Origin of the sequence: Mesorhizobium sangaii (genome assembly GCF_014207355.1) — a bacterium.
Classification (GTDB): domain Bacteria; phylum Pseudomonadota; class Alphaproteobacteria; order Rhizobiales; family Rhizobiaceae; genus Mesorhizobium; species Mesorhizobium sangaii.
In genome coordinates this window covers 1,459,414-1,478,000 of sequence record NZ_JACHEF010000001.1, presented here as the reverse complement: position 1 = coordinate 1,478,000, position 18,587 = coordinate 1,459,414, and the positions used below count along the sequence as shown (strand labels likewise).

General features: G+C 63.8%; 11 protein-coding genes. All 11 read right to left on the bottom strand.

Translation table 11 applies throughout. The features are described from left to right. Window positions 1-70: 70 nt before the first annotated feature. The gene (locus HNQ71_RS07060) at window positions 71-766 is read right to left on the bottom strand and encodes a 4'-phosphopantetheinyl transferase family protein (RefSeq protein ID WP_184871800.1); all 696 of its coding nucleotides are present in this window, start codon (window positions 764-766) and stop codon (window positions 71-73) included. Next, a complete protein-coding gene (locus HNQ71_RS07055; RefSeq protein ID WP_184871799.1) occupies window positions 759-1,181 on the bottom strand; it encodes a hypothetical protein in 423 nt (140 codons plus the stop codon). Before HNQ71_RS07055 ends, HNQ71_RS07060 begins: the two co-directional genes overlap by 8 nt. Then, window positions 1,178-1,525, bottom strand: coding sequence for a hypothetical protein (locus HNQ71_RS07050; protein ID WP_184871798.1), 348 nt, complete (start codon window positions 1,523-1,525; stop codon window positions 1,178-1,180). The genes HNQ71_RS07055 and HNQ71_RS07050 overlap by 4 nt, the downstream gene beginning before the upstream one ends. Next, window positions 1,525-2,427, bottom strand: a complete 903-nt coding sequence (locus tag HNQ71_RS07045) for a hypothetical protein (RefSeq protein ID WP_184871797.1) — start codon at window positions 2,425-2,427, stop codon at window positions 1,525-1,527. Before HNQ71_RS07045 ends, HNQ71_RS07050 begins: the two co-directional genes overlap by 1 nt. Further along, the gene (locus tag HNQ71_RS07040; protein WP_184871796.1) at window positions 2,418-5,768 is read right to left on the bottom strand and encodes a non-ribosomal peptide synthetase; all 3,351 of its coding nucleotides are present in this window, start codon (window positions 5,766-5,768) and stop codon (window positions 2,418-2,420) included. The genes HNQ71_RS07045 and HNQ71_RS07040 overlap by 10 nt, the downstream gene beginning before the upstream one ends. After that, window positions 5,765-9,001, bottom strand: a complete 3,237-nt coding sequence (locus HNQ71_RS07035) for a non-ribosomal peptide synthetase (RefSeq protein ID WP_184871795.1) — start codon at window positions 8,999-9,001, stop codon at window positions 5,765-5,767. Before HNQ71_RS07035 ends, HNQ71_RS07040 begins: the two co-directional genes overlap by 4 nt. Further along, a complete protein-coding gene (locus HNQ71_RS07030; protein ID WP_184871794.1) occupies window positions 8,982-13,595 on the bottom strand; it encodes a non-ribosomal peptide synthetase in 4,614 nt (1,537 codons plus the stop codon). The genes HNQ71_RS07035 and HNQ71_RS07030 overlap by 20 nt, the downstream gene beginning before the upstream one ends. Before the next feature lie 24 nt (window positions 13,596-13,619). After that, window positions 13,620-14,030, bottom strand: a complete 411-nt coding sequence (locus HNQ71_RS07025; RefSeq protein ID WP_184871793.1) for a hypothetical protein — start codon at window positions 14,028-14,030, stop codon at window positions 13,620-13,622. 426 nt (window positions 14,031-14,456) lie between these two features. Next, complete coding sequence (locus tag HNQ71_RS07020; protein ID WP_184871792.1) at window positions 14,457-16,034, bottom strand: alpha/beta hydrolase family protein; 1,578 nt, start codon at window positions 16,032-16,034, stop codon at window positions 14,457-14,459. Between the two features lie 9 nt (window positions 16,035-16,043). Further along, window positions 16,044-17,990: a RiPP maturation radical SAM C-methyltransferase gene (locus tag HNQ71_RS07015; RefSeq protein WP_184871791.1), complete on the bottom strand. Its 1,947-nt coding sequence runs from the start codon at window positions 17,988-17,990 to the stop codon at window positions 16,044-16,046. Between the two features lie 16 nt (window positions 17,991-18,006). Continuing rightward, complete coding sequence (locus HNQ71_RS07010; RefSeq protein WP_184871790.1) at window positions 18,007-18,543, bottom strand: hypothetical protein; 537 nt, start codon at window positions 18,541-18,543, stop codon at window positions 18,007-18,009. Window positions 18,544-18,587 lie beyond the last annotated feature (44 nt).

Sequence of the window (18,587 nt, the reverse complement as noted above, 5' to 3'; positions counted from 1 at the left end):
CGCTCCCGTCAAGGAAAGCTGTTCTCCAGAACCAAATTGCTGGGCATCTTTCGAGACAGCCGGGTCGGTCTTACGCAGGCTGGACAATGAACGAGGCCGTACAAGGGGCATCGCCTTCCACTGCGAGCGCCGCCGTCCAGGAACTGCCTATCGGCACATCGAGCACTCGGCAGTTGGGTCGGTGCAAGGCCGTACCGACGACGATATGTTCTCCGGCCCTCGCACTCATGGGTACGTCAAGCTCTTGAGGCGCCACGGAAAATCCACAACCCCACGCCTTGAGTATCGCCTCCTTGCGCACCCAGCCGCGGTAGAGGGCGGCCAGGCGGTCGCCGGGGGAGGAGGCTCTCCAGGCGGCATAGTCGCGTGGCGATGCCCATGTCGTCAGGATTTCGGCGGCATCGATGGTCTCGATGCGTTCCAGATCGACGCCAACCTCGCATTCAGATGCAAATGCGAGAAGCGCCGCCCCACCCGCGTGCGAGACGTTGAAGCGCAACCGTCCGCACGGCATCCGAGGCTTGCCGTGAGCGCCATACGCAATGGGCACCGACCGTGGCGGCACCGCCAAGTAAGTCGCCAGGATGCGGCGCAATCCCGCTCGCGTACGCACGAATTGCGCCCGCGCCCGGGGGCAACACAGCCGCTCCGCGCGCGCGCGTTCTTCATCGTCGAGCAGCTCCAGCGCATCGGCTTCAGCCGCAATGCATGGCCGCACATCGAGCAGCCACAAGTGAACCTTGCCGACGTCCGGCGGCTCAGGCATTTTCGATGTCGACCGCAACACTGGCGATCCAGCTCATGCTTTGCGCGATCGCCACAAGATCCGCAGCAGCCAAATTATCAGGCGCGACCGCAGCCCAGGCCTTGATGAGGTCGGCCACATATTCGTGCAGCGCCTCCCGCACGGTCCTTCGCGCTTCCGGCGTCAGTGTCGCTGCACGCAGCGCCTCGTGATAGGTGGCAAATGACTGAGCAATGCGTTCCGCCGCCTCGGGGGCCTGGAGCGGCTCCTGCATCGCCTCGGCGCAGCGGGCGAAGGTCTCGGCAACAGCCGCGCCATCCTCGGGCGAGGTCCAGGCAGATTCCAAGACGCCGCGAAAGCGTGCGAACGCGCGGGCGAAGTCAAGCTGAGGACCGTCATGGGTCCATTGCCAAGGCGATTGTTGCTCCGGGTTCATAACACAGCTCCAGAGTTGGTCCGTTTGCGCGCTTCATCCAGCAACGCGCCATAGCCGTGACGTCGCGCAGACGCCTCAAGCAATGCCTCGATACCGGTGCTGTCCTGCCAGGTGCCACTTTGCATCTCAACCACCTTCTCCTTGACGCGCAACCAGATCGGCTCGGAACCGGGCAGGCCGTCGCCCAGAACGATGAACCCGCGCCAGCCCGCCTGAGGCCAGGCCGGCGCGGCGCTTGGAACCGACAACGCCCGCGCCCGGGCTCCCAGTTCCGCGACCTCATTGGGTGCCAGCCCGAACGAAGGATTCGGCCTGCCGGAGAACATGTCCAACACCACGCGCACTACAAGACCTCCACGCCCGGCGGTACGAATAGATAGCTGCAAAATTGCGTGTAGGGGCCTCGGTCGCACGTGGCCGGCGTCAGTGCGCCGGCAATGACGCGGCCCTGGTTGTCGACGTTGCGGGCACTGTAGATGCCCAGCTTGTGGCCCCAGAAGGCGCCATGCGAGCGGTACCAGTGGAAATCGTGTCCCGGCCAAACAGCCAGCGCCGCCAGCCGCGCCGGACCGTCGCAGTTCGCCCTGAACCCATCGGCGATTGCAGCCCGCGCGACCGCCTCGCAGCTGAACTGGTCATACTGGCGACCGACCCTGCGTCCGGGCTGCGCCACGAAATTGGAGACATAGTTGCTGGCATAATTGTAGCAATTGTTGCGCAGGCGCACGGAAGCTGTGTTCCAGAACCAGGGGCTATAAGCGGCTAGGATCGGCTCGCAGGGCGGCCCGACCTCCGGCTGTTCGGCAGCTGTGGCCGCCTCGGCGCCGCTGGCGCGTAGCGCTGCGCTGCGGCTAGCACGTGGTGCCACACCGTCACCCCGCAATTCGACGCAGCGCGCTGCTTCATCGATCACAGTGCGCGCAACGATCGGTCGGGCGCTTTCCAACAGCGCCAAAACGGCCTCGCGCTCCTCATCCGGCAGCCGCGCCCGTCGTGCGGAGACGAGCTCCTCACTGGTCTCCACTGTCGCAACCGGTGGCACGCCGACATAAAAGGCTGCCGGCGCGTCGGCGTCTTCCGGACCAGTCCCGACGAGCAGGCCGCGATAGCCAAGCGCCGGCATCGGGGTGGCAGAGGCCGGCCCGCCCTGGCGCGACATCAACTGCCTGAAATGTTGGGCCAAAGCCGGCGGCACCTGCCATGTCGGGTTGGGACGACCGGAGAACACATCCAGCATCACACGCATGCGCCATCTCCTTGCTCATGCAATTGTTGGCGTACGTCGGCATCGCTCATTTCAAGCACCTGCAGCACGATGGCTGCGGCCGCTTCCAGCCGCTGCCGCGCCGAATCGTCAGGGGCAATCGCGCGCGAAAGCTCGCGTGCGCATCGGGCCTCGAACACGCGACGCAGCGGAATCTCGATCTGCAACAATTCTCGCAGTTGCGAAACCAGTCGCGTAGCCAATAGCGAGTGGCCCCCGAGATCAGCAAAGAAATCGTCGGTCGCGCCGGCTTCCGGCACCTTCAACACGTCGCAGAAGCACCTGACGAGCAATGTCTCAAGGGCGGTTTGCGGTGTCACGCGCCGCCGCTCCCTCGGGGCGGCGTCGGCAAGCATTCCGGCAATCCGATCGCGGTCTGCCTTGCCATTGGCGGTGAGCGGGATTTCTTCGACCACCTTGAAGGCGCTCGGGATCATGAACGGCGGCAGTTTATCCTGGAGATGGCTGCGAAAAGTCCCGGTCAAGTCGGCCTGATCGAGGTCGCACCCCGGTGAAAGCAGCAATGCCGCATGCAGTCGGTCGTCACCTGGTCCGGCGCGATGCAGCACTACGGCCGCTTCAGCCACCGCCGGGTGTGTGCGCAATGCAGCCTCCACCTCATCTGGCTCGACGCGGTGGCCACGCAACTTGACCTGGTTGTCGGCTCGGCCGAGGTATTCGAGCGTCCCATCACGACGGTACCGTACTCGGTCGCCTGAACGGTAGACCAGCGATCCGTCCGGTCCGCGTACGAAACGCTCCGCGGTGAGACCGGCCTGGCCGACATAGCCCAGCGCAACGCCGGCACCGCCAATTCGCAGTTCGCCAACCACCCCGACCGGGACCGGCGCACCGGACCTGTTGCACACATTCAACCGCGTGAGGGCAATCGGACGGCCAATCGGCACCGGGCCTGGCCGAATGTCGCCGGCGCGCAGAAAATGCGCGCAGCAGCCAACCGTGGTTTCTGTTGGCCCGTACTCATTGACGATCAGCAATCCCGGCATATGCGCGCGCCAAGGCTCCAGCGTCTCGCCGTGCAAGGCTTCGCCCCCAACGATGAAACAGCCGGTTGCGCAGGCGGGCGCCCGCCCTCTGGCAAGCTGGCGCAAACCTTCGAGGTGGCTTGGAGTCAATTTGACAAAGCTGTAGCGCCGGCCTGAGTGAAGCGCTTCCTCGAGCGCTTCGAGGCCGCCGCCGGCAGGCAGCAAAAACACGGTCTTGCCGCACAGGAGCGGCACGAAAAGCGTGGTGACCGACATGTCGGCGGTGATCGATGTGCACAGCGGTGCCCCATCGCCATCGTCCACCGGATAGACGCTCATGCACCAGCGCAGGTAGTTGAGCAATGCACGGTGCGGCACCGAGACGCCCTTGGGCCGTCCGGTGGAACCGGAAGTGAACAGTATGTAGACCGGACTCTCGGCGTCGCGCCGCACCTTCGGTGGTGGTACGCCGGGTTGCGGCGGTTCGCGGTCCACCGCGATCGAGGTGAGCCCGCTCTGCAAGTCGGATTGCGTGCTTTTGGAAACAAGAAGCACCGTCGCCCCTGCATCAACGAGCATGTCGCGGGCGCGCTGAACTGGCAATTCAGGCCCCAGCGGCACATAGGCAGCGCCGGCCTTTAGCACGGCGAGCAGCGCCATCGGCAGGTATGTGCACGGCTCGATCGCGATCCCGACGCAATCGCCGGGCGCCACGCCGTGTGCGATGAGCTGGTGAGCGAGACTGTTGGCGCCGCCGTCGAGCTCAGCATAGCTGAGGTTTCCGTCGGGTGCCTGGCAGGCGACTGCATCCGGGCTAAGACGCGCTTGTGCTTCGAACAGCTCGCACAGGTCGGTTTCGGCCGACGGCATCACAGGGCCTCGCGACCAGGCTTCCAACTGATGCGGTTCGGCGGCATCCATCAGCGGCAGATCCGCCATCGACGCTTCGGGGTCGGCCAGGGCCGCGCAAAGCAGTCGCAGGAAGCGCTCCACGAGTCGTTCGGCGCTTGCCTGCTGAAAGAGATCGGTAGCGTATTCCAGTTCACCGACCAGGCACGACGCCGTTTCGGTAAGCTGCAGGGTAAGGTCAAAGGCCGAAGTGCCACGCGCGAAGTTGAACGCCGGCGCGGCATCCGTGATCGCCCGACGCACCTGGCTGGAAGAGAGCACCTGGAACGAAACTTGAAACAGCGGGTTGCGCGACAGATCCTGTTCGGGCGCCAGGGCCGCCACCACCATGGAGAAGGGCAGGTCCTGATGGTTCTGCGCCTCACGCAGCCGCGCATGCGTGCGCTCCACCGCGTCCTCGAAGCTGCAGCCACCGCTGAAATCCAGCCGCAAAACCACGGTGTTTGCAAAAAAGCCGACGACGTCTTCGAGCTCGGAATAGGGACGCGCTGCCATCGGAGTGCCGATGGTCACCTCGTCCTGTCCGGCGAGCCGGTGCAGCAGCGCGGCAAAAGCGGCAAACAGCACGGTGAAGCGTGTGGTGTGCAGGCGGCGCGCCAATGCTTCGGCGGCCTCGGTTGCGGCTGCGTCGATGGTGATCGGTGCGCGCGCCCCGCGATAACTTGGCCGGGCGGGACGAGGATGGTCCGTGGGCAGTTCGAGTTGCTGCATGCCCTCCAGCCGCTGCACCCAGTATTTGCGGTGCTGAGCCATCTTTTCACCAGACATTGCCTCGCGCTGCCAGACGGCGAAGTCGGCATATTGCACCGGCAATGGTGGCAAGGACGGAAGCCTGCCGGTCAGCAGCTCGGAATAGACCTGGCCGATTTCGGCCAGCAATTTCTCCAGCGACCATCCGTCGGCGACGATGTGATGGATCACGAGCAGCAGCAGCGATTCACCGCCAGAGAGCAGCAACAGCCGACAATGCAGAAGCGGGCCTTCGGCAAGGGCGAAGGGCTGTTGGCTGGCAGCCGAGGCAATCTGCGCGGCGCGCGCCTCCGGATCCGGCTCGCGACTGAGGTCATCGATCTCGCATCGCACCGTCGTCGCAGGCAGAATGCGCTGCACCGGCTGTCCTCGGACGAGCGGGAACACGGTGCGCAGCGCCTCATGACGGGCGACCACCGCCGATAGTGCCTTTTCCAGGTAACGCCGGAGGGGGACGAACGGCAGCCTCTGCGCGATCGAGATATTGTAGAAGGGATTGCCCGGAACGAGTTGGTCGAGGAACCACAGGCGATCTTGCGAATGTGAAAGCGGGAAGTCGCGCCCGTCGCGCGGCTGGACAGGGATTTCCTGCGCCGGCCGAACCCGAATGAGGTGCTCGCGCAGCGAGCGCTTCTGCTCCGGGGTCATTGCGGTGATACGGTTTTGCAGACTGTTCAAGGCGCCCCTCTCGATTCAGCTGGTTCCCGTGAGGCGAGCAGCGCTTCGCGCTCGGCCGCCGGCAGCGACGTCAACAGCTCCAACAGCTCGTCGTCGCTGGCTTCCGGTATCGCGGCCTGGCGCTCCGCGATCCAACGGGCAAGCTGGCGGACAGACGGGTGGTCAAACACGACTCCCGCCGGCACATCGGTTCCGAGTTGGCGCGACAGGCGTGAACTGACGCGCAAGGCTGCCAGCGAATGCCCGCCGAGATCGAGGAAGAAGTCTGCGTCAAGCGTCACCACATCAAGCTGCAGTACCTGCGCGAAACACGCCTGGACCTCATTTTCAAATGGCAGCACCGGATCCGCATCGCCTGCATCCGGCAGTTCTCCCGGCGGCGGCAGCGCCAGTCTGTCGCGCTTGCCGTTTGGCGTCAGCGGCAGCGCGTCGAAACGCACGATGACCGCGGGCAGGAACGCATGGGGAAGCCGTTCCCGCAACCAGGCCGACAATCGCCGAACATCGAAGCTGGAAGCGGGCGCGGCGACGTAGGCAACGAGGCGATCCTCCCGCAGAACGACCATCGCATCGCTGACTTCGGGGGCTTGGCGAAGAACCGCCTCGATTTCGGCCGGTTCGATCCGGAAACCACGCAACTTGATCTGCTGGTCGCGCCGGCCGAGGCAGACAATCAAGCCGTCGCGCTGCACCCGGGCCAGGTCCCCGGTGCGGTACATTCGTGCCGTTTTGCTGCCAGCAAAAGGGTCGGCCACAAAGCGCTCGCGCGTCAGGTCGGTAGGCCCGAGATATCCAAGCGCGACACCTGCGCCGCCGATGTAGAGCTCGCCCGCCACCTCAAGCGGAACGGGGCGCAGCTTGCTGTCGAGCACATAGGCACGCACCCCGGTAATCGGTCGGCCGATCGGGACGGCGGCCAGCACAGGAGGTTCTTGATCGGGATCGAACCAGGTGGCGTCCCAGATTTCCGAAGTCCCGTACAGATTGTAGAGCGTGGCCTTTGCATGGTGTCGGCGGAAATGGTGGTAGAGGTCTGCCGGGAGCGGCTCGCCGGTGCAAACCCAGAACAGCAGGCGCGGCAAGTGCCGCCCGAGGTCGGGTTGCGCTTCGAGCATCGCCTTCAGGAGCGACGGCACCAGCCACAGCCGTGTGACGCCGCGCGATGCCAGCAGCCGGATCAACGCGGAAGCATCCGTTGCGACCCGCTCGGAAACGATCGTGGTCGGCACACCTCGCAGCGTGGCGCCTAACAGCTCCCACAGCGAATCGACAAAGTTGATTGCGGTACGCTGACAGGCCATTTCGTTCGCGCCGAAGGGATAGGCCTGCCACATCCATACGAGCCGGTTCGACACCTGGCCCCATTGAACCAGCACTCCTTTCGGCCGGCCCGTCGAGCCCGATGTGAAGACGATGTAGGCGGGGTCGTCGCACCGCCAACGGACCCGTTCGTCGTTTGCCGCATCGTCGCTGCAGGGATCGAGGATGTCGCCGATGTCGATCACGGTCGCCGGCCCGTCCGGCGGCGTTGGGCCGGTTACCAGCAGCACGGCCGGCTTGGCGTCCGCCACCATCTGCTCCAAGCGGTGCCTGGGATAGGCCGGATCGAGCGGCAGATAGACACCGTGCGCCTTCAGTACGGCGTAGAAGGCCACAACTTGCTCCAACGAGCGGGGTGCAGACACGGCGACCGGCACGCCGCGATCCACACCCAGATTGCGCAACCGTCGTGCGAGCCGCGACGACGCGCGCTCCAACGTGTCGAAGTCGAGCACACGATCGTCGGCAATGAAGGCCGGAGCTGCGGCTTTGTCACGCGCTAGACCCCGCAACAGTTCGAGCGGATCCAGATCCACGCATGCATCGGCATCGCCGACGTTTGGGTCTTCGATCAGCCGCCGGCGTTCAGCATCGGAGAGCGGCGAAAAGGTCGCCAAAGTTGCAAAGGGCGCAGCGTATATGCCCCGCAACAGGTTGAGCAGATGCTCGATAAGGGCTCCCATGTCATCGCCATGGAAGCGGCTGCGGTCGAACCGCAGTTTAAGGTGCAGCCGATCACCCGGAACAGCGAGCAAACTGAGCGGCACATTGGCACGCGCCAAGTCGAGGCTGCCGGTCGCGGATTCGAGCTTAGCCGCTGCTTGCGGGAAATTCTCGAACACCACCAGCGTGTCGAACAGAGGTCGGTCAGGGGCGATCTCGCAGCAGCGTCGCAGTGCGGCGCTGTCGAGGTGGTGGAAAGCCGAGCCGCGTGCCTGTGCACTTTGCAAATCCTTGAGCCATGGCACCAATGCTGCCTGCGGATCCACGCGCACCCGCACCGGGACCGCGTTGATGAAGAGACCGATCATCTGCTCGATGCCAGGAACCTCAGGCGGTCGGCCGGAAACGACGGCACCGAAAACGACATCGTCGCGGTCCGTATAGTGGCCGAGCAGCAAAGCCCACGCACCTTGCAACACGGTGTTCAACGTCAGTCCGTGCTGGCGCGCGAACGCTCTGAGCCGCTCCGATTCTTCTGCATCAAGGTTGCCGCTGACCTCGGTGTCTGCATCTGCAAGAGTCGCTCGGCCAAATGGCCGTGGCAGGCCAATCTCCACCGGCTCGTCATAGCCATGAAGCACATCGGCCCAATACTCGCGCGCTGCTTCGAGGTCGCGCGTGGCCAGCCAGTCGATGTAGTGGCGTAGCGAGCGTCGCACCGGAGGCTGGTAAGGGATGTTGCGGACCTGCGCGCGGTAATGTTCGATCATCTCCGTTGCCAGCAGTTGCGCACTCCATCCGTCGAGCAGGATGTGATGGAACTGCCAGACAAATCTCACTTGGCCGGCACGGCCGCGGATCAGCGCCAGCCGCATCAAAGGTGGACGATCGAGCACGAAGCCGGCCCGGCGGCTGTCCCCCAGATACCGTGCCAGCTGAGCTTCGAAGGCGGCCGCGTCGAGATTTCGCCAGTCGAGTTCTTCGAAAGCCAGCGCGACGTGACGGTGAACAACTTGCACCGGCTGCTCAAGGTCTTGCCAATGGAAGGATGTGCGCAGTGCGGGCGTGCGCCGAACCAGGTCATGCCACGCCGTCTGGAACGTGCGCGCATCGACGGGCTCGGGCAGCGACATCACCTCCTGCTGTACGAAGACGCCGCTTTCCGGCGCGCGCAGACTGGCGACCAGCATCGCCGCCTGGAGCGGCGCCAGTGGCCAGAAATCTTCAACGTCAACGCTGTTCGTGTTCAATCTGGTCTCCCTGGCCACGGTTTAGGCGCGACATCAACGTGACCAGGTCCTCCGCCTTGATATGACGGGCGAACCCCCCGACGTCCTCTTCTTCACCAACGTCCTCTTCGACGGATTCGGTCGGCTTCGCGGCGCGAGCAAGCAGGGCCAGTGTCTTGTGGACGAAGATGTCGTTCGGCTCGATCGACAGCCCCGCTTGACGCGCGCGGCTGACGACCTGGATGCCGAGAATGGAGTCGCCGCCGAGCTCAAAGAAATTGTCGTTGATGCCCACCTGCTCGAGCCGCAATATGTCGCCCCAGATGGCGGCGAGCCGCAGTTCGGCGGCTGTCGATGGGGCAACGTACTCGGCTCCGAGTTCAGGCCGCATACCGTCTATATTCGGCAGGCGGTGGCGGTCGATCTTGCCGCTCACGGTCATGGGCAACGCGTCAAGCAGCAGGAAGCGCGATGGGATCATGTAGGCCGGCAAACGCTGGGCAAGGAAGGCGCGGACCTGCGGCACCATCTTGCGCGCGAAGGCGGATTGCAGCGGGTTGTTGGTCCAGCGTCGCCGGCCGCCTCCAAGAGTGCGCCGCGGGATTGGCCCGCGGCCCGACCGGTTCATTGAAAGCGGACTGAACACGGCGTCGATGTGACCGGTCGCGTGGCGTCCCGCAACATGAAGCTCGACCTTGCAGCCGGCTTCGGCTGCGCAAGCGAGCAACTGGTCCGCATCAAGCCCCTGCACGGTCACCTGTCCCGCGTTCGAGCGCAGGTCACCGACGCAGCGCGATCCATCGCTGCCCATGACCTCTGCGGCGGCGTGCATCTCCGCCGCGATGGTTCGGCCTGGAATGTCGGCAACCAACAGGGTTTTCCGGTCAAGTGCCCGCAACGTCCGCACCAGCGCCTCGGCGCTGCCCACGCTCGCCCAGTCACAGGTGTCAGCCGCCTCCACGACCTCAGGCGACCAGCCGACATGGAGCATGACGTCATATCGAAAAAGCGTCAGCTCATTGTCGGCGCGGCACGGTTTGGCCAGAATCTCAACGGCGCGGATGCCGGGGAAATCCGCTGCCAGCGCGAGAAAAAATTCGGAATCGACCGCCAGCTCCTGCTCCAGCCCCAGGCGGCGCGCGACACGTTCCTGCAAGGTGGCCAACGACAGGTCGGACTCGGCCCGGTACAACTCCACGGAGGCAGCAAAACACTCCAGCAGCGCCAGGCTCCGCACATCACCGATGAATACGGTGCCGCATGCGCCCAGAGTCGACAATGCGGCGCCTATCACGTCGATTAGGTAGCGCTCGCTCGGGAAGTACTGCACGACCGAATTGAGGATCACCAGGTCCACCGCGCCCATCGATTGGGCTGCGACCTCGTGCGCAGCGCAACGGCGGAACTCGATACCCTTGATCCCGGTGCTGGCCGCATGCTTGGCCATATGGTCAAGCGCGCCTTGCGAGATATCGGTTGCCACATAGCGCCGGGCCTTGGGTGCCAGGCGAAAAGCCAGCAACCCCGTGCCGCATCCAATTTCGAGGGTTTGCTCGGTGGCGAGAGAATTCAATCGCTCAACCGTGCTTGCCAGCCACTCTCGCATCGTCCGCTCGTCCAGCGGCAGGCCCGTGTAGCTGCTGTTCCAACCATCGATCACAAATGCCGGGTCGGTAGCGTCCGTGATCGTACCGTAGGTTTCATCGTAGATGCGGTGCCAGTGTTCTACCTGCTCGCTGGAAGCTGCGCTCTCGAACTGTGCGTCAGGTGCGCGTGGGTCGTCGCGCTGCACCACGTATGCGACGAGACGCGCATCTCCAGCGCCGACCTCGCGCACCGCGACCGCCGCCTCGGCGATCTCTGGATGCGATTGCAATGCCGCCTCGATTTCGCCGAGCTCGATGCGGTGACCGCGAAGCTTGATCTGACGATCGATGCGGCCGATGAAGTCGATGCGCCCGTCTGCAAGCAATCGCACGCGGTCGCCGGTGCGATAGAGTCTTTCGGCAGGGCCATTACCCGGCGGCAGCTCGACAAACCGCTCGGCCGTCAGTTGCGGCCTGCCAAGATATTCCCGCGCCAGTCCGACCCCTGCCAGACAGAGCTCGCCTGGGATGCCGATCGGCACCGGCTCCCCATGCGCATCGAGGACGAAGGCGCGCATATTGTCGATCGGCACGCCGATGGTCGGCGCGCGCGAAAAATCCTCGCTTCGTTCCCACGTCGCCCAGATGGTCGTTTCCGTGGGGCCGTACAGGTTGAAGAAGCGCCTGCCGGGCGCCCAGTGTGCCACTATCGAGGCCGGACAGGCTTCGCCTGCCACCATCAGCGTGGTGAGAGTTCGCAACCCCGAGGCATCGAACGCGAACAGCGCGGAAGGCGGCAACACCGCGTGGGTGACGCGCACCTCGTCGATGAGCCGGGCGAGCCCGGGACCGGGCATGCGTTGCTCTGGTCCCGGGATCACCAGCGTGGCGCCGACGCCGAGGGCGAGGCCGAGTTCGAACACGGCGGCATCGAAGCTGAGCGAGGCGAACTGCAGCACGCGGCTTTGTGCCGTCGTCCCGAGCAGTCGTCGTTGGGCCGCCAGAACATTGGCAAGTCCCCGCTGTCCGATGACCACGCCCTTCGGCTGGCCCGTCGAGCCCGAAGTGTAGATGATGTAGGCCACTTCACCCGATGCGCGCTCAGTTGCACGCGGGACCGTGGTGTCGTCGCGCGCCATCGCGCTGACGAAAAGTGGCCGGCATTCGAGCAACGACAGCGCGCCCTCGACGCGCTCCCACGCCGCAGGCTCGGTGAGGACGTGGCGCGCTCCGGTATCCTCCGCAATATAGCGCAAGCGCTCGATCGGGAGATCGATATCGAGAGGTACGAAGGCCGCGCCTGCCTTCAGCGTGGCGAGTATCGCGACGACCGCCGCAGGGGAGCGATCGAGCAGCAGCAATACCGGTTCGCCCGGCCGAACGCCGGCCTCCTCAAGTCCGGCGGCGAGTCTTTCAGCCTGCTGATCAAGCGCCCCATATGTGAAGGTGCCCGCGGGGCCGGCAAGTGCGATACGCTCAGGTGCGTTCGCTGCGAAGCGCTCGAATTGCTGGCAGAGCGGCGTCTCGTCGAAAGCGACCGTCTTGCCCTCGGACGCGTGCCAGGACCGGCGCTGCTCGTCCCGGTCGAGCATCGTGATTGTATCGATCGGTTGGTCGGGGTCAGCCGCCGCCGAGTTCAGCAGGAAGCAGAAATGCCTGACCATGCGCGCGGCCGTCTCGGGATCGAACAGCGCGGTGCTGTATTCCATGCCTCCGGAAATTCCGCCGGCATGCTCATGCAGGTGGAATGCGATATCGAAAATGGAGGTTCCGCGTTCGATTGACACCACCGAATCCTGAGCCGGTAGTGCACTGCCGCTATCGATGTTCCACGCGTTCTGCAGCACCAGCCCGATTTGAAACAACGGATTGCGGTTAGGCTGGCGCTCGGGCTGGAGCGCTTCGACCAATTTCTCGAAGGGCATGTCCTGGTGCGTGTAGGCATCGAGCGCGGTCTGCCGCACGCGGCGCACCAGTTCGCGGAAGGTCGGCCTGCCGCTGACGTCGATGCGAAACACCAGCGTATTGACGAAAAAACCGATCAGCGCCTCGACCTCGGGCCGCGTACGGTTGGCGATCGGGGCACCGATCGCGATGTCCTCGTCGCCGGTGTAGCGTTGCAGCAACGTGGCAAGACCTGCCAACAGCACCATGAACAGGGTAGCACCTTCTTCGCTTGCCACCCGCTTCAACAAAACGAGTACGGCGGCCCCGATGCTCAACTCCTCGAAATCGCCTTCGAAGCTAGGCTCGTCCGGGCGCGGTCGGTCCGGCACCAGCGCCAATTGCGGCAGATCGGCGAGCTGCCGGCGCCAATAGGACAGTTCCGTCTCCAGCCGCTCGCCGCTGAAGTGCTGGCGCTGCCATTCGGCGAAATCGGCATACTGGATCGTCAGGGGTTGGAGTGGGGAGGGCCGGTTGGCGACGAAGGCCCCATAGGCGGCAGCCAGTTCTCGCAGCATGATCTGCATGGACCAGCCGTCACAAGCGATGTGATGCAGGGTCAGCAGGAGCCAGTGTTCGTGCATCGACAGCCGCAGCAAACGTGCGTGCACCATGGGGCCACGCTGCAGATCGAACGTCAGCCGCGCCTGTTCACCGGCTTCGCGGCGCGCTGCCTTCTCGCGCTCCTTCGGCTCAAGATGCATAAGGTCGAGCAGTGGCATCGGCACCGGGCCGGGTGGCATCACCTGCTGCATCGGCTCGCCCGCAATGTCAGTGAAGACGGTGCGCAGGGCGGCATGGCGTGAAACCACGTGATCAAGGGCGCGCTTGAGCGCCGCAACGTTTAGAGGCCCGCGCAGGGGCAAGTTCAGAGGCACATTGTAGAAAGGGCTTGCCGGCGCGAGGCGCTGCATGAACCACAGGCGCTGCTGGGCCCACGAAAGCGCTGCCGGGCCAGCGTGACCGCCGGGCGACAGCGGCGGATCATCTGACGCGGGGGGCTGCAGCCCGGCCGAGCCAAGCAACCTGCCGAGCAGCGAACGACGTTCGGCACTCATGTTGCCGGATATGGGGATTGCCGTCATATGCCGACCCCGAAAAGAGCCTTGTCATTCGTCGGATTTGCCGCTCGCCAGTGCCTGCAGGTCGGCCAGATAGTCCGAAAAATTCGCGCGGGCCTTTTGCTGAGCCTCGTCATATGCGGACGCCAACTGCTCGCTCAAGTCCTTCATGGTCTGCCCGACGCTGTTCTGATGCTTGCTGATCACTTGTCCGTACTGGCGCGCGTGATCGAGCCATGCGGAGGCGGCGCGCTGTTGCGCGTCGTCGCCGTTGCCAGCCTCGCTCAACGCCCGCTGCCACGAGGCCATGATTTGTTGGAGTTGATCACGGGCCGGGACTTCGGCCTCTTCCAACTGCTGGCGGTTACGGCCGTAGAGTTCCTGCGCACGCGCAGCATATTGCTGCGCCACCTCAAACCCTTTCAGGCAGTAGTTCGAATAGGCATTTTCAGCACTCATGGCGAGCTCCCGCGATCGTGGGCCCTCTGACGGCTCAGGCGCAGAACGTCGCTTGGAAGCGACTTCGTCGGACGCGCGACTTCTACGTCGGACCATGCCGGCCCTCCCGAAAAAACCAGTCGGAGGCAGCGTTGCCGAACGGTCTCGTCTGTCGCACTCAAGACAAACAGACTGGTGATCGGCCTCCAAATCGGACGGCTTCACTACACTCCAGCGGCTCCCATCTGCGCCGCTCAAACAACTTAAAGATTGCAATGCTTATCGTCAATAGATTTATTGTTACATATATTATTGAATAAAATTGTTATAGAAAGAAATACTTAAAAACTTTACCAAAAGCGCTCTGACTGAATCAGGCGCCGCTAGTTGCTATTCCAGTCAGACGCTTCGCCAGAATGTATTTGGCCAAGCGTAACTCTATTGGCGTCAACGTCGCAGTTTGGGCGCACTGGAAGCAAGTCCAGAAACCCATTCTGTAACGGCCGCGAGGTACTCCGGGTTCGGTGGCAGATCCTGCCGGTAACGCTCCGGCGTCGACGCTTCGGGCTCGAGCCGGAACAAATGGTCGGCGTTGTGGATTTCCTTGTATGTAGAGCGGACGTTGTGGCTGCGGGCGGCGCGATGCAGCGCTTTGGCATCACGGTCGGCCGATGTCTGTATGTCTTTATCGCCGTGCAAGATCAGCATCGGACAGCGGACGGCTCCAACCGCCGCGCGTGGATCGGCCTCGAGGACGGCTGGATCGGTGAGCGGTCTCAGGCCCCCGAGCCGCAGTTCCGTGCCATCTGTCCTTGCTTCCCGGTCGAGCCACTGCCGTAGTGCGGCGTCCCGCTTGCCGGCCTCTTCCTCCGACACCTGCAGGCGAGCGCTCTCGCGTGCATTCTGTTCCATCAGGATATCGCGCAACGGCCTGCCCGGGGGCGCAAGTAGGATCAGGCCGGCTGGGGTCAGGGCCGGGTCGGCAGTCAACAGTTGCAGGATCACAAGGGCGCCCAGGCTATGACCGGCGGCGAAAAGATGCAGGGCATCGACATCGGGGCGCGCGGCGAGCCAACGCCAGGCGGCGGCAGCATCGGCCAGCCGCGTCGCACCCAAGGGGCGGTCGGCTTTGCCGAATCCGGTTTTGCCTGCTCCGCGCGCATCTATCGCCAAGCTGGCTACGCCGACTTGCGCGAGCGCATCCATCGTCTCGAGTGTCTTCAGGCGCATGCCGGGCGCACCGCCCCAGCGGGTGATGGAGCCCGATCCATTCAGGAACAGGCAGGCCGGACAAGGCCCGGCGGGTTCGCGGCGGTGCACGAACAGGCCGTGCAGCGTGATATCCTCGCTCTCGATCGTAATTTCTTCGCGGTCGATGCCAGGGGGAGGCGGTGGCGGTTCGATGCTTTCCTCGGCGCCGCGAAGCGTCTCAATCGACACCGTGTGGAACACCGGCGTGCCCGCCCGCCCGACAAGCGTTCCCTTCTCGTCCATTCCCACAGCGGAGACAAGGGCGCCACTGGCGCTCATGTTGAGCCGTATGCCGATCGACGTCTCCCAGTCCAGCGTTCCAGCCGGCGCGACCTCGATCTCGCGCACCGCCAGTGCTTCGGGCGAAAAGTAGTGAAGCTTGCGCGGACCTTCCTCGCGATCGAGCGCGGCAAGTGAGCGCGAAAGCTGCAGAAGCAAATTCTGCTGGAGCACGAGGTCGGGTGCAACAGTCAGCGTCAACTCATGCTCGTTGCCGTCGCGCAAGGTCAGGAGCGCGCGGTTCCGACCGAAAACGGCGTGCTGAAGCACGGCGCCCGATGAAAACAGCGAATAGTTCGCAACCTTGCCGTCATCACCGATTTCAATGACTGCCGCTTCTTGAACAGGCTTGGGGCCGCCAACCTTTTCGGCGTGCGTGGTCCAGTGATATTCGTCGACGGCTGGCGACACGCGCCGCCGCGCCTGTTCAACGAAGAGTTCGCCGCGAAGCAAAATTTGGAAACCCTCCATGCGAGGTAAATCGATCGGCTTCATTGCACCGGCTCAGGTCACCACAGCTTCGTCTTGTCGGGCAAAGCGCATCGATGGTGCCGCCATATCCACGTGCTCGGCATCCTGGCTCGTGTCGGCGGGAACTTGGATCGCCAGCGCAAGGTAGAGATCGTCCTCCTGGAGCACGAGGTCGTCTCGGATGAAGTCTTGCACCGTCTTGGCCACGGCTGCCTCGTCCCATGCACGATCGGGCGCAACGCTGCGCAAATTGGCGGTGAGGGAAGCAATGGATTGAATGCTGTCGAGGCCGAGATAGACGAGCCGATCGTCCCCGATCAAAATGTAAGGGCGAACCGGGTGACCCGGCCGCAGGTCGATGATGGTAACAAGGTCGGTGCCGACTATAGCGCTCAGCGCGGCGTGCCGGTGCTCCTGCTTCCAGTCCTGCGCCTCGCTCCAGGCGCGATTGATCCCCTTCAGCGTCTGCGCGTCGGTGGTGCCGCGGTAAGTGAAGAAATAGGCGATGCGCGCCCGTGCATCTGGTGAAACACCCGGGTAGCAAAGGTCATAGGATGGGTATGGCTTGATGCCGGAAAGCCCGAATTCGTCCGGCCGGTCGAACATCGGCGAGAAACGGTCCAGCCGAAACGCAGCGAAGGACGACGGCGGGGTCAGGTGACGGATCGACCGCATGAAACGGATAGCTTCCTCATAGTCCTCCGGCCGTTCCCCAGGAAAGCCGCAGAGAACGTTCCAGGTGACCAGCATCTTGTGCTGGCGGACCCATTTCAAGGTCTGCACATTCTGGATGCCGCGAATGCCCTTGTCCATGAGCTTGAGCACATGCGTGTTTAGGTGCTCGATTCCGGGCTGCATCCAGGTCGTTCCCAGGCGCCTGAGAATCCCGATCTGGTCTTTCTTGAGGTTTGCCTTGGTCTCGTAGAACAGCTGCAGCCTGGTGCCGTCCTCCACCAGGGACGGGAACACCGTGGTGAAGTAGCGCATGTCGACAATGTTGTCGGTCGCAAAGAAGGTATGAATCCCCGTGCTGTCGCGCAGATGGCGGAACTCGGCCAGCGCGCGGTCCGCCGACTTTGCACGATAGCCGATACCGAGGCCGTTGAGGCCGCAAAAGGTGCAGTGGTGCTTTTCGCCCCACCAGCATCCGCGCGAGGTTTCGATGGTCAGCTCCGGTTCGATGAATTGCGGGGCAGTGGACCGCTCGAACGCGGCGAGGAAATCGCTGTGATCGGGAAAGGGGAGGCTGTCCATGTCGCGGATCGCGGCTTGTGGCACGAGGCTTTCGACCGTTTCGCCTGCCGCACCGCGATAGACAAGGCCGCCAATGGTGGACATGTCCGCACCTTTGCGAACGGCCTCGATCAACTGCGGAAAACTCGTATCGGACTCGCCGCGGCAGACCGCATCGATGAAGGCAAAGCTGCGATGCAGTTCAAGCCCCATCTCACCCTCGCAATTGGCGCCGCCGAACACGACATGGAGGTTTGGCGCACGCGCCTTGAGCGCCTTGGCCATGGCAAGGCTCGCGATGTTCTGCTGAAAGGTGCTCGAGAAACCGACAATGTCGACGTCTTCAAGGTCGATCGTTTCCGCCAGATCGTCGATATACTGGGGAGCCTGCTCCCGTGCATAGCGGATCTGGCCCAGGAAGGCGTTGGGATAGTAATCGCCAGGCGTGGTCCTGGCGTACGTATCGAAGGCCTCGTCGGGTAGCGCGTCGTGCCTCCAGAGTGCGCGGCTGAACACCCATTCCCCCGGCAGGTCGTGCGTCGGAGCGCTTTGCGCGATCCGCTGATAGAGCGGAAAGCCGATGCGGTCGGCAAAGCGGTGATTGGCGTAGAACACGTCGCACGCAATGCCTTGCTGTCGCAGACGTGAGGCAAACAGGCTCACGCCGAGCGCCGGCCTTTCGATCGGCAGGAACGGCATCACGCACAGCAGCACTCTCGATTTAGCGGCCATCTTGTCTTTGCGCATCGGCGGCCTCCAAGGCTTACTGTGTTCGCCGTTCCAGTTCGGCGAGGCGGACTTCCAGCCGCGACAGGCTCGCCAACCGGCCCTCTAGAACCGTAATGCGCGCGGCGAGCGGCTCGATCGCCTTGCCAACCGTGCTTCCAGATTTGAAGGAACCGGTGACGGCGATCGCCGTCACCGCAACCGCCACTGCCACGGCTTCGGCAATGATCGCCACGTCGACGTCGACATAGGCAAACGCCCCGGCCAGATCGGTCGGGTTGGCGATACCGACTTCAGGATGATGCGTAAGGATGTATTCGCGCAGCCGGTCGAGTTCCCCGCGGCTATGCAGCTCGACCACCTGAGGGTCGAAGAACAGCCGGATTATTGCCTTCTCGCGGTCGCCAAGCGCAATCGTCTGGTCGGCGTCCACGCCATAGGTCCGCAAGACCGTTGCGGGATGATCGCAGAAACTGTCGAGCACCCTGCGATCGGCAGCGATGTCGTCGCGCAACCGGGTCAGCCCGACCGGTGGAGGTGCCGTCACAAATTCCCGCAACAGTCTTTGCCGCATGCAAGCCCTCCTTTGTCCACACGGACGAAGAGAAGGGGTGAACG

Excerpts from the sequence above, each read along its gene's own strand:
- HNQ71_RS07060 (WP_184871800.1), bottom strand. The coding sequence starts at position 766 with ATGCCTGAGCCGCCGGACGTCGGCAAGGTTCACTTGTGGCTGCTCGAT.
- HNQ71_RS07055 (WP_184871799.1), bottom strand. The coding sequence starts at position 1,181 with ATGAACCCGGAGCAACAATCGCCTTGGCAATGGACCCATGACGGTCCT.
- HNQ71_RS07045 (WP_184871797.1), bottom strand. The coding sequence starts at position 2,427 with ATGCGTGTGATGCTGGATGTGTTCTCCGGTCGTCCCAACCCGACATGG.
- HNQ71_RS07030 (WP_184871794.1), bottom strand. The coding sequence starts at position 13,595 with ATGACGGCAATCCCCATATCCGGCAACATGAGTGCCGAACGTCGTTCG.
- HNQ71_RS07025 (WP_184871793.1), bottom strand. The coding sequence starts at position 14,030 with ATGAGTGCTGAAAATGCCTATTCGAACTACTGCCTGAAAGGGTTTGAG.
- HNQ71_RS07020 (WP_184871792.1), bottom strand. The coding sequence starts at position 16,034 with ATGAAGCCGATCGATTTACCTCGCATGGAGGGTTTCCAAATTTTGCTT.
- HNQ71_RS07015 (WP_184871791.1), bottom strand. The coding sequence starts at position 17,990 with ATGCGCAAAGACAAGATGGCCGCTAAATCGAGAGTGCTGCTGTGCGTG.
- HNQ71_RS07010 (WP_184871790.1), bottom strand. The coding sequence starts at position 18,543 with ATGCGGCAAAGACTGTTGCGGGAATTTGTGACGGCACCTCCACCGGTC.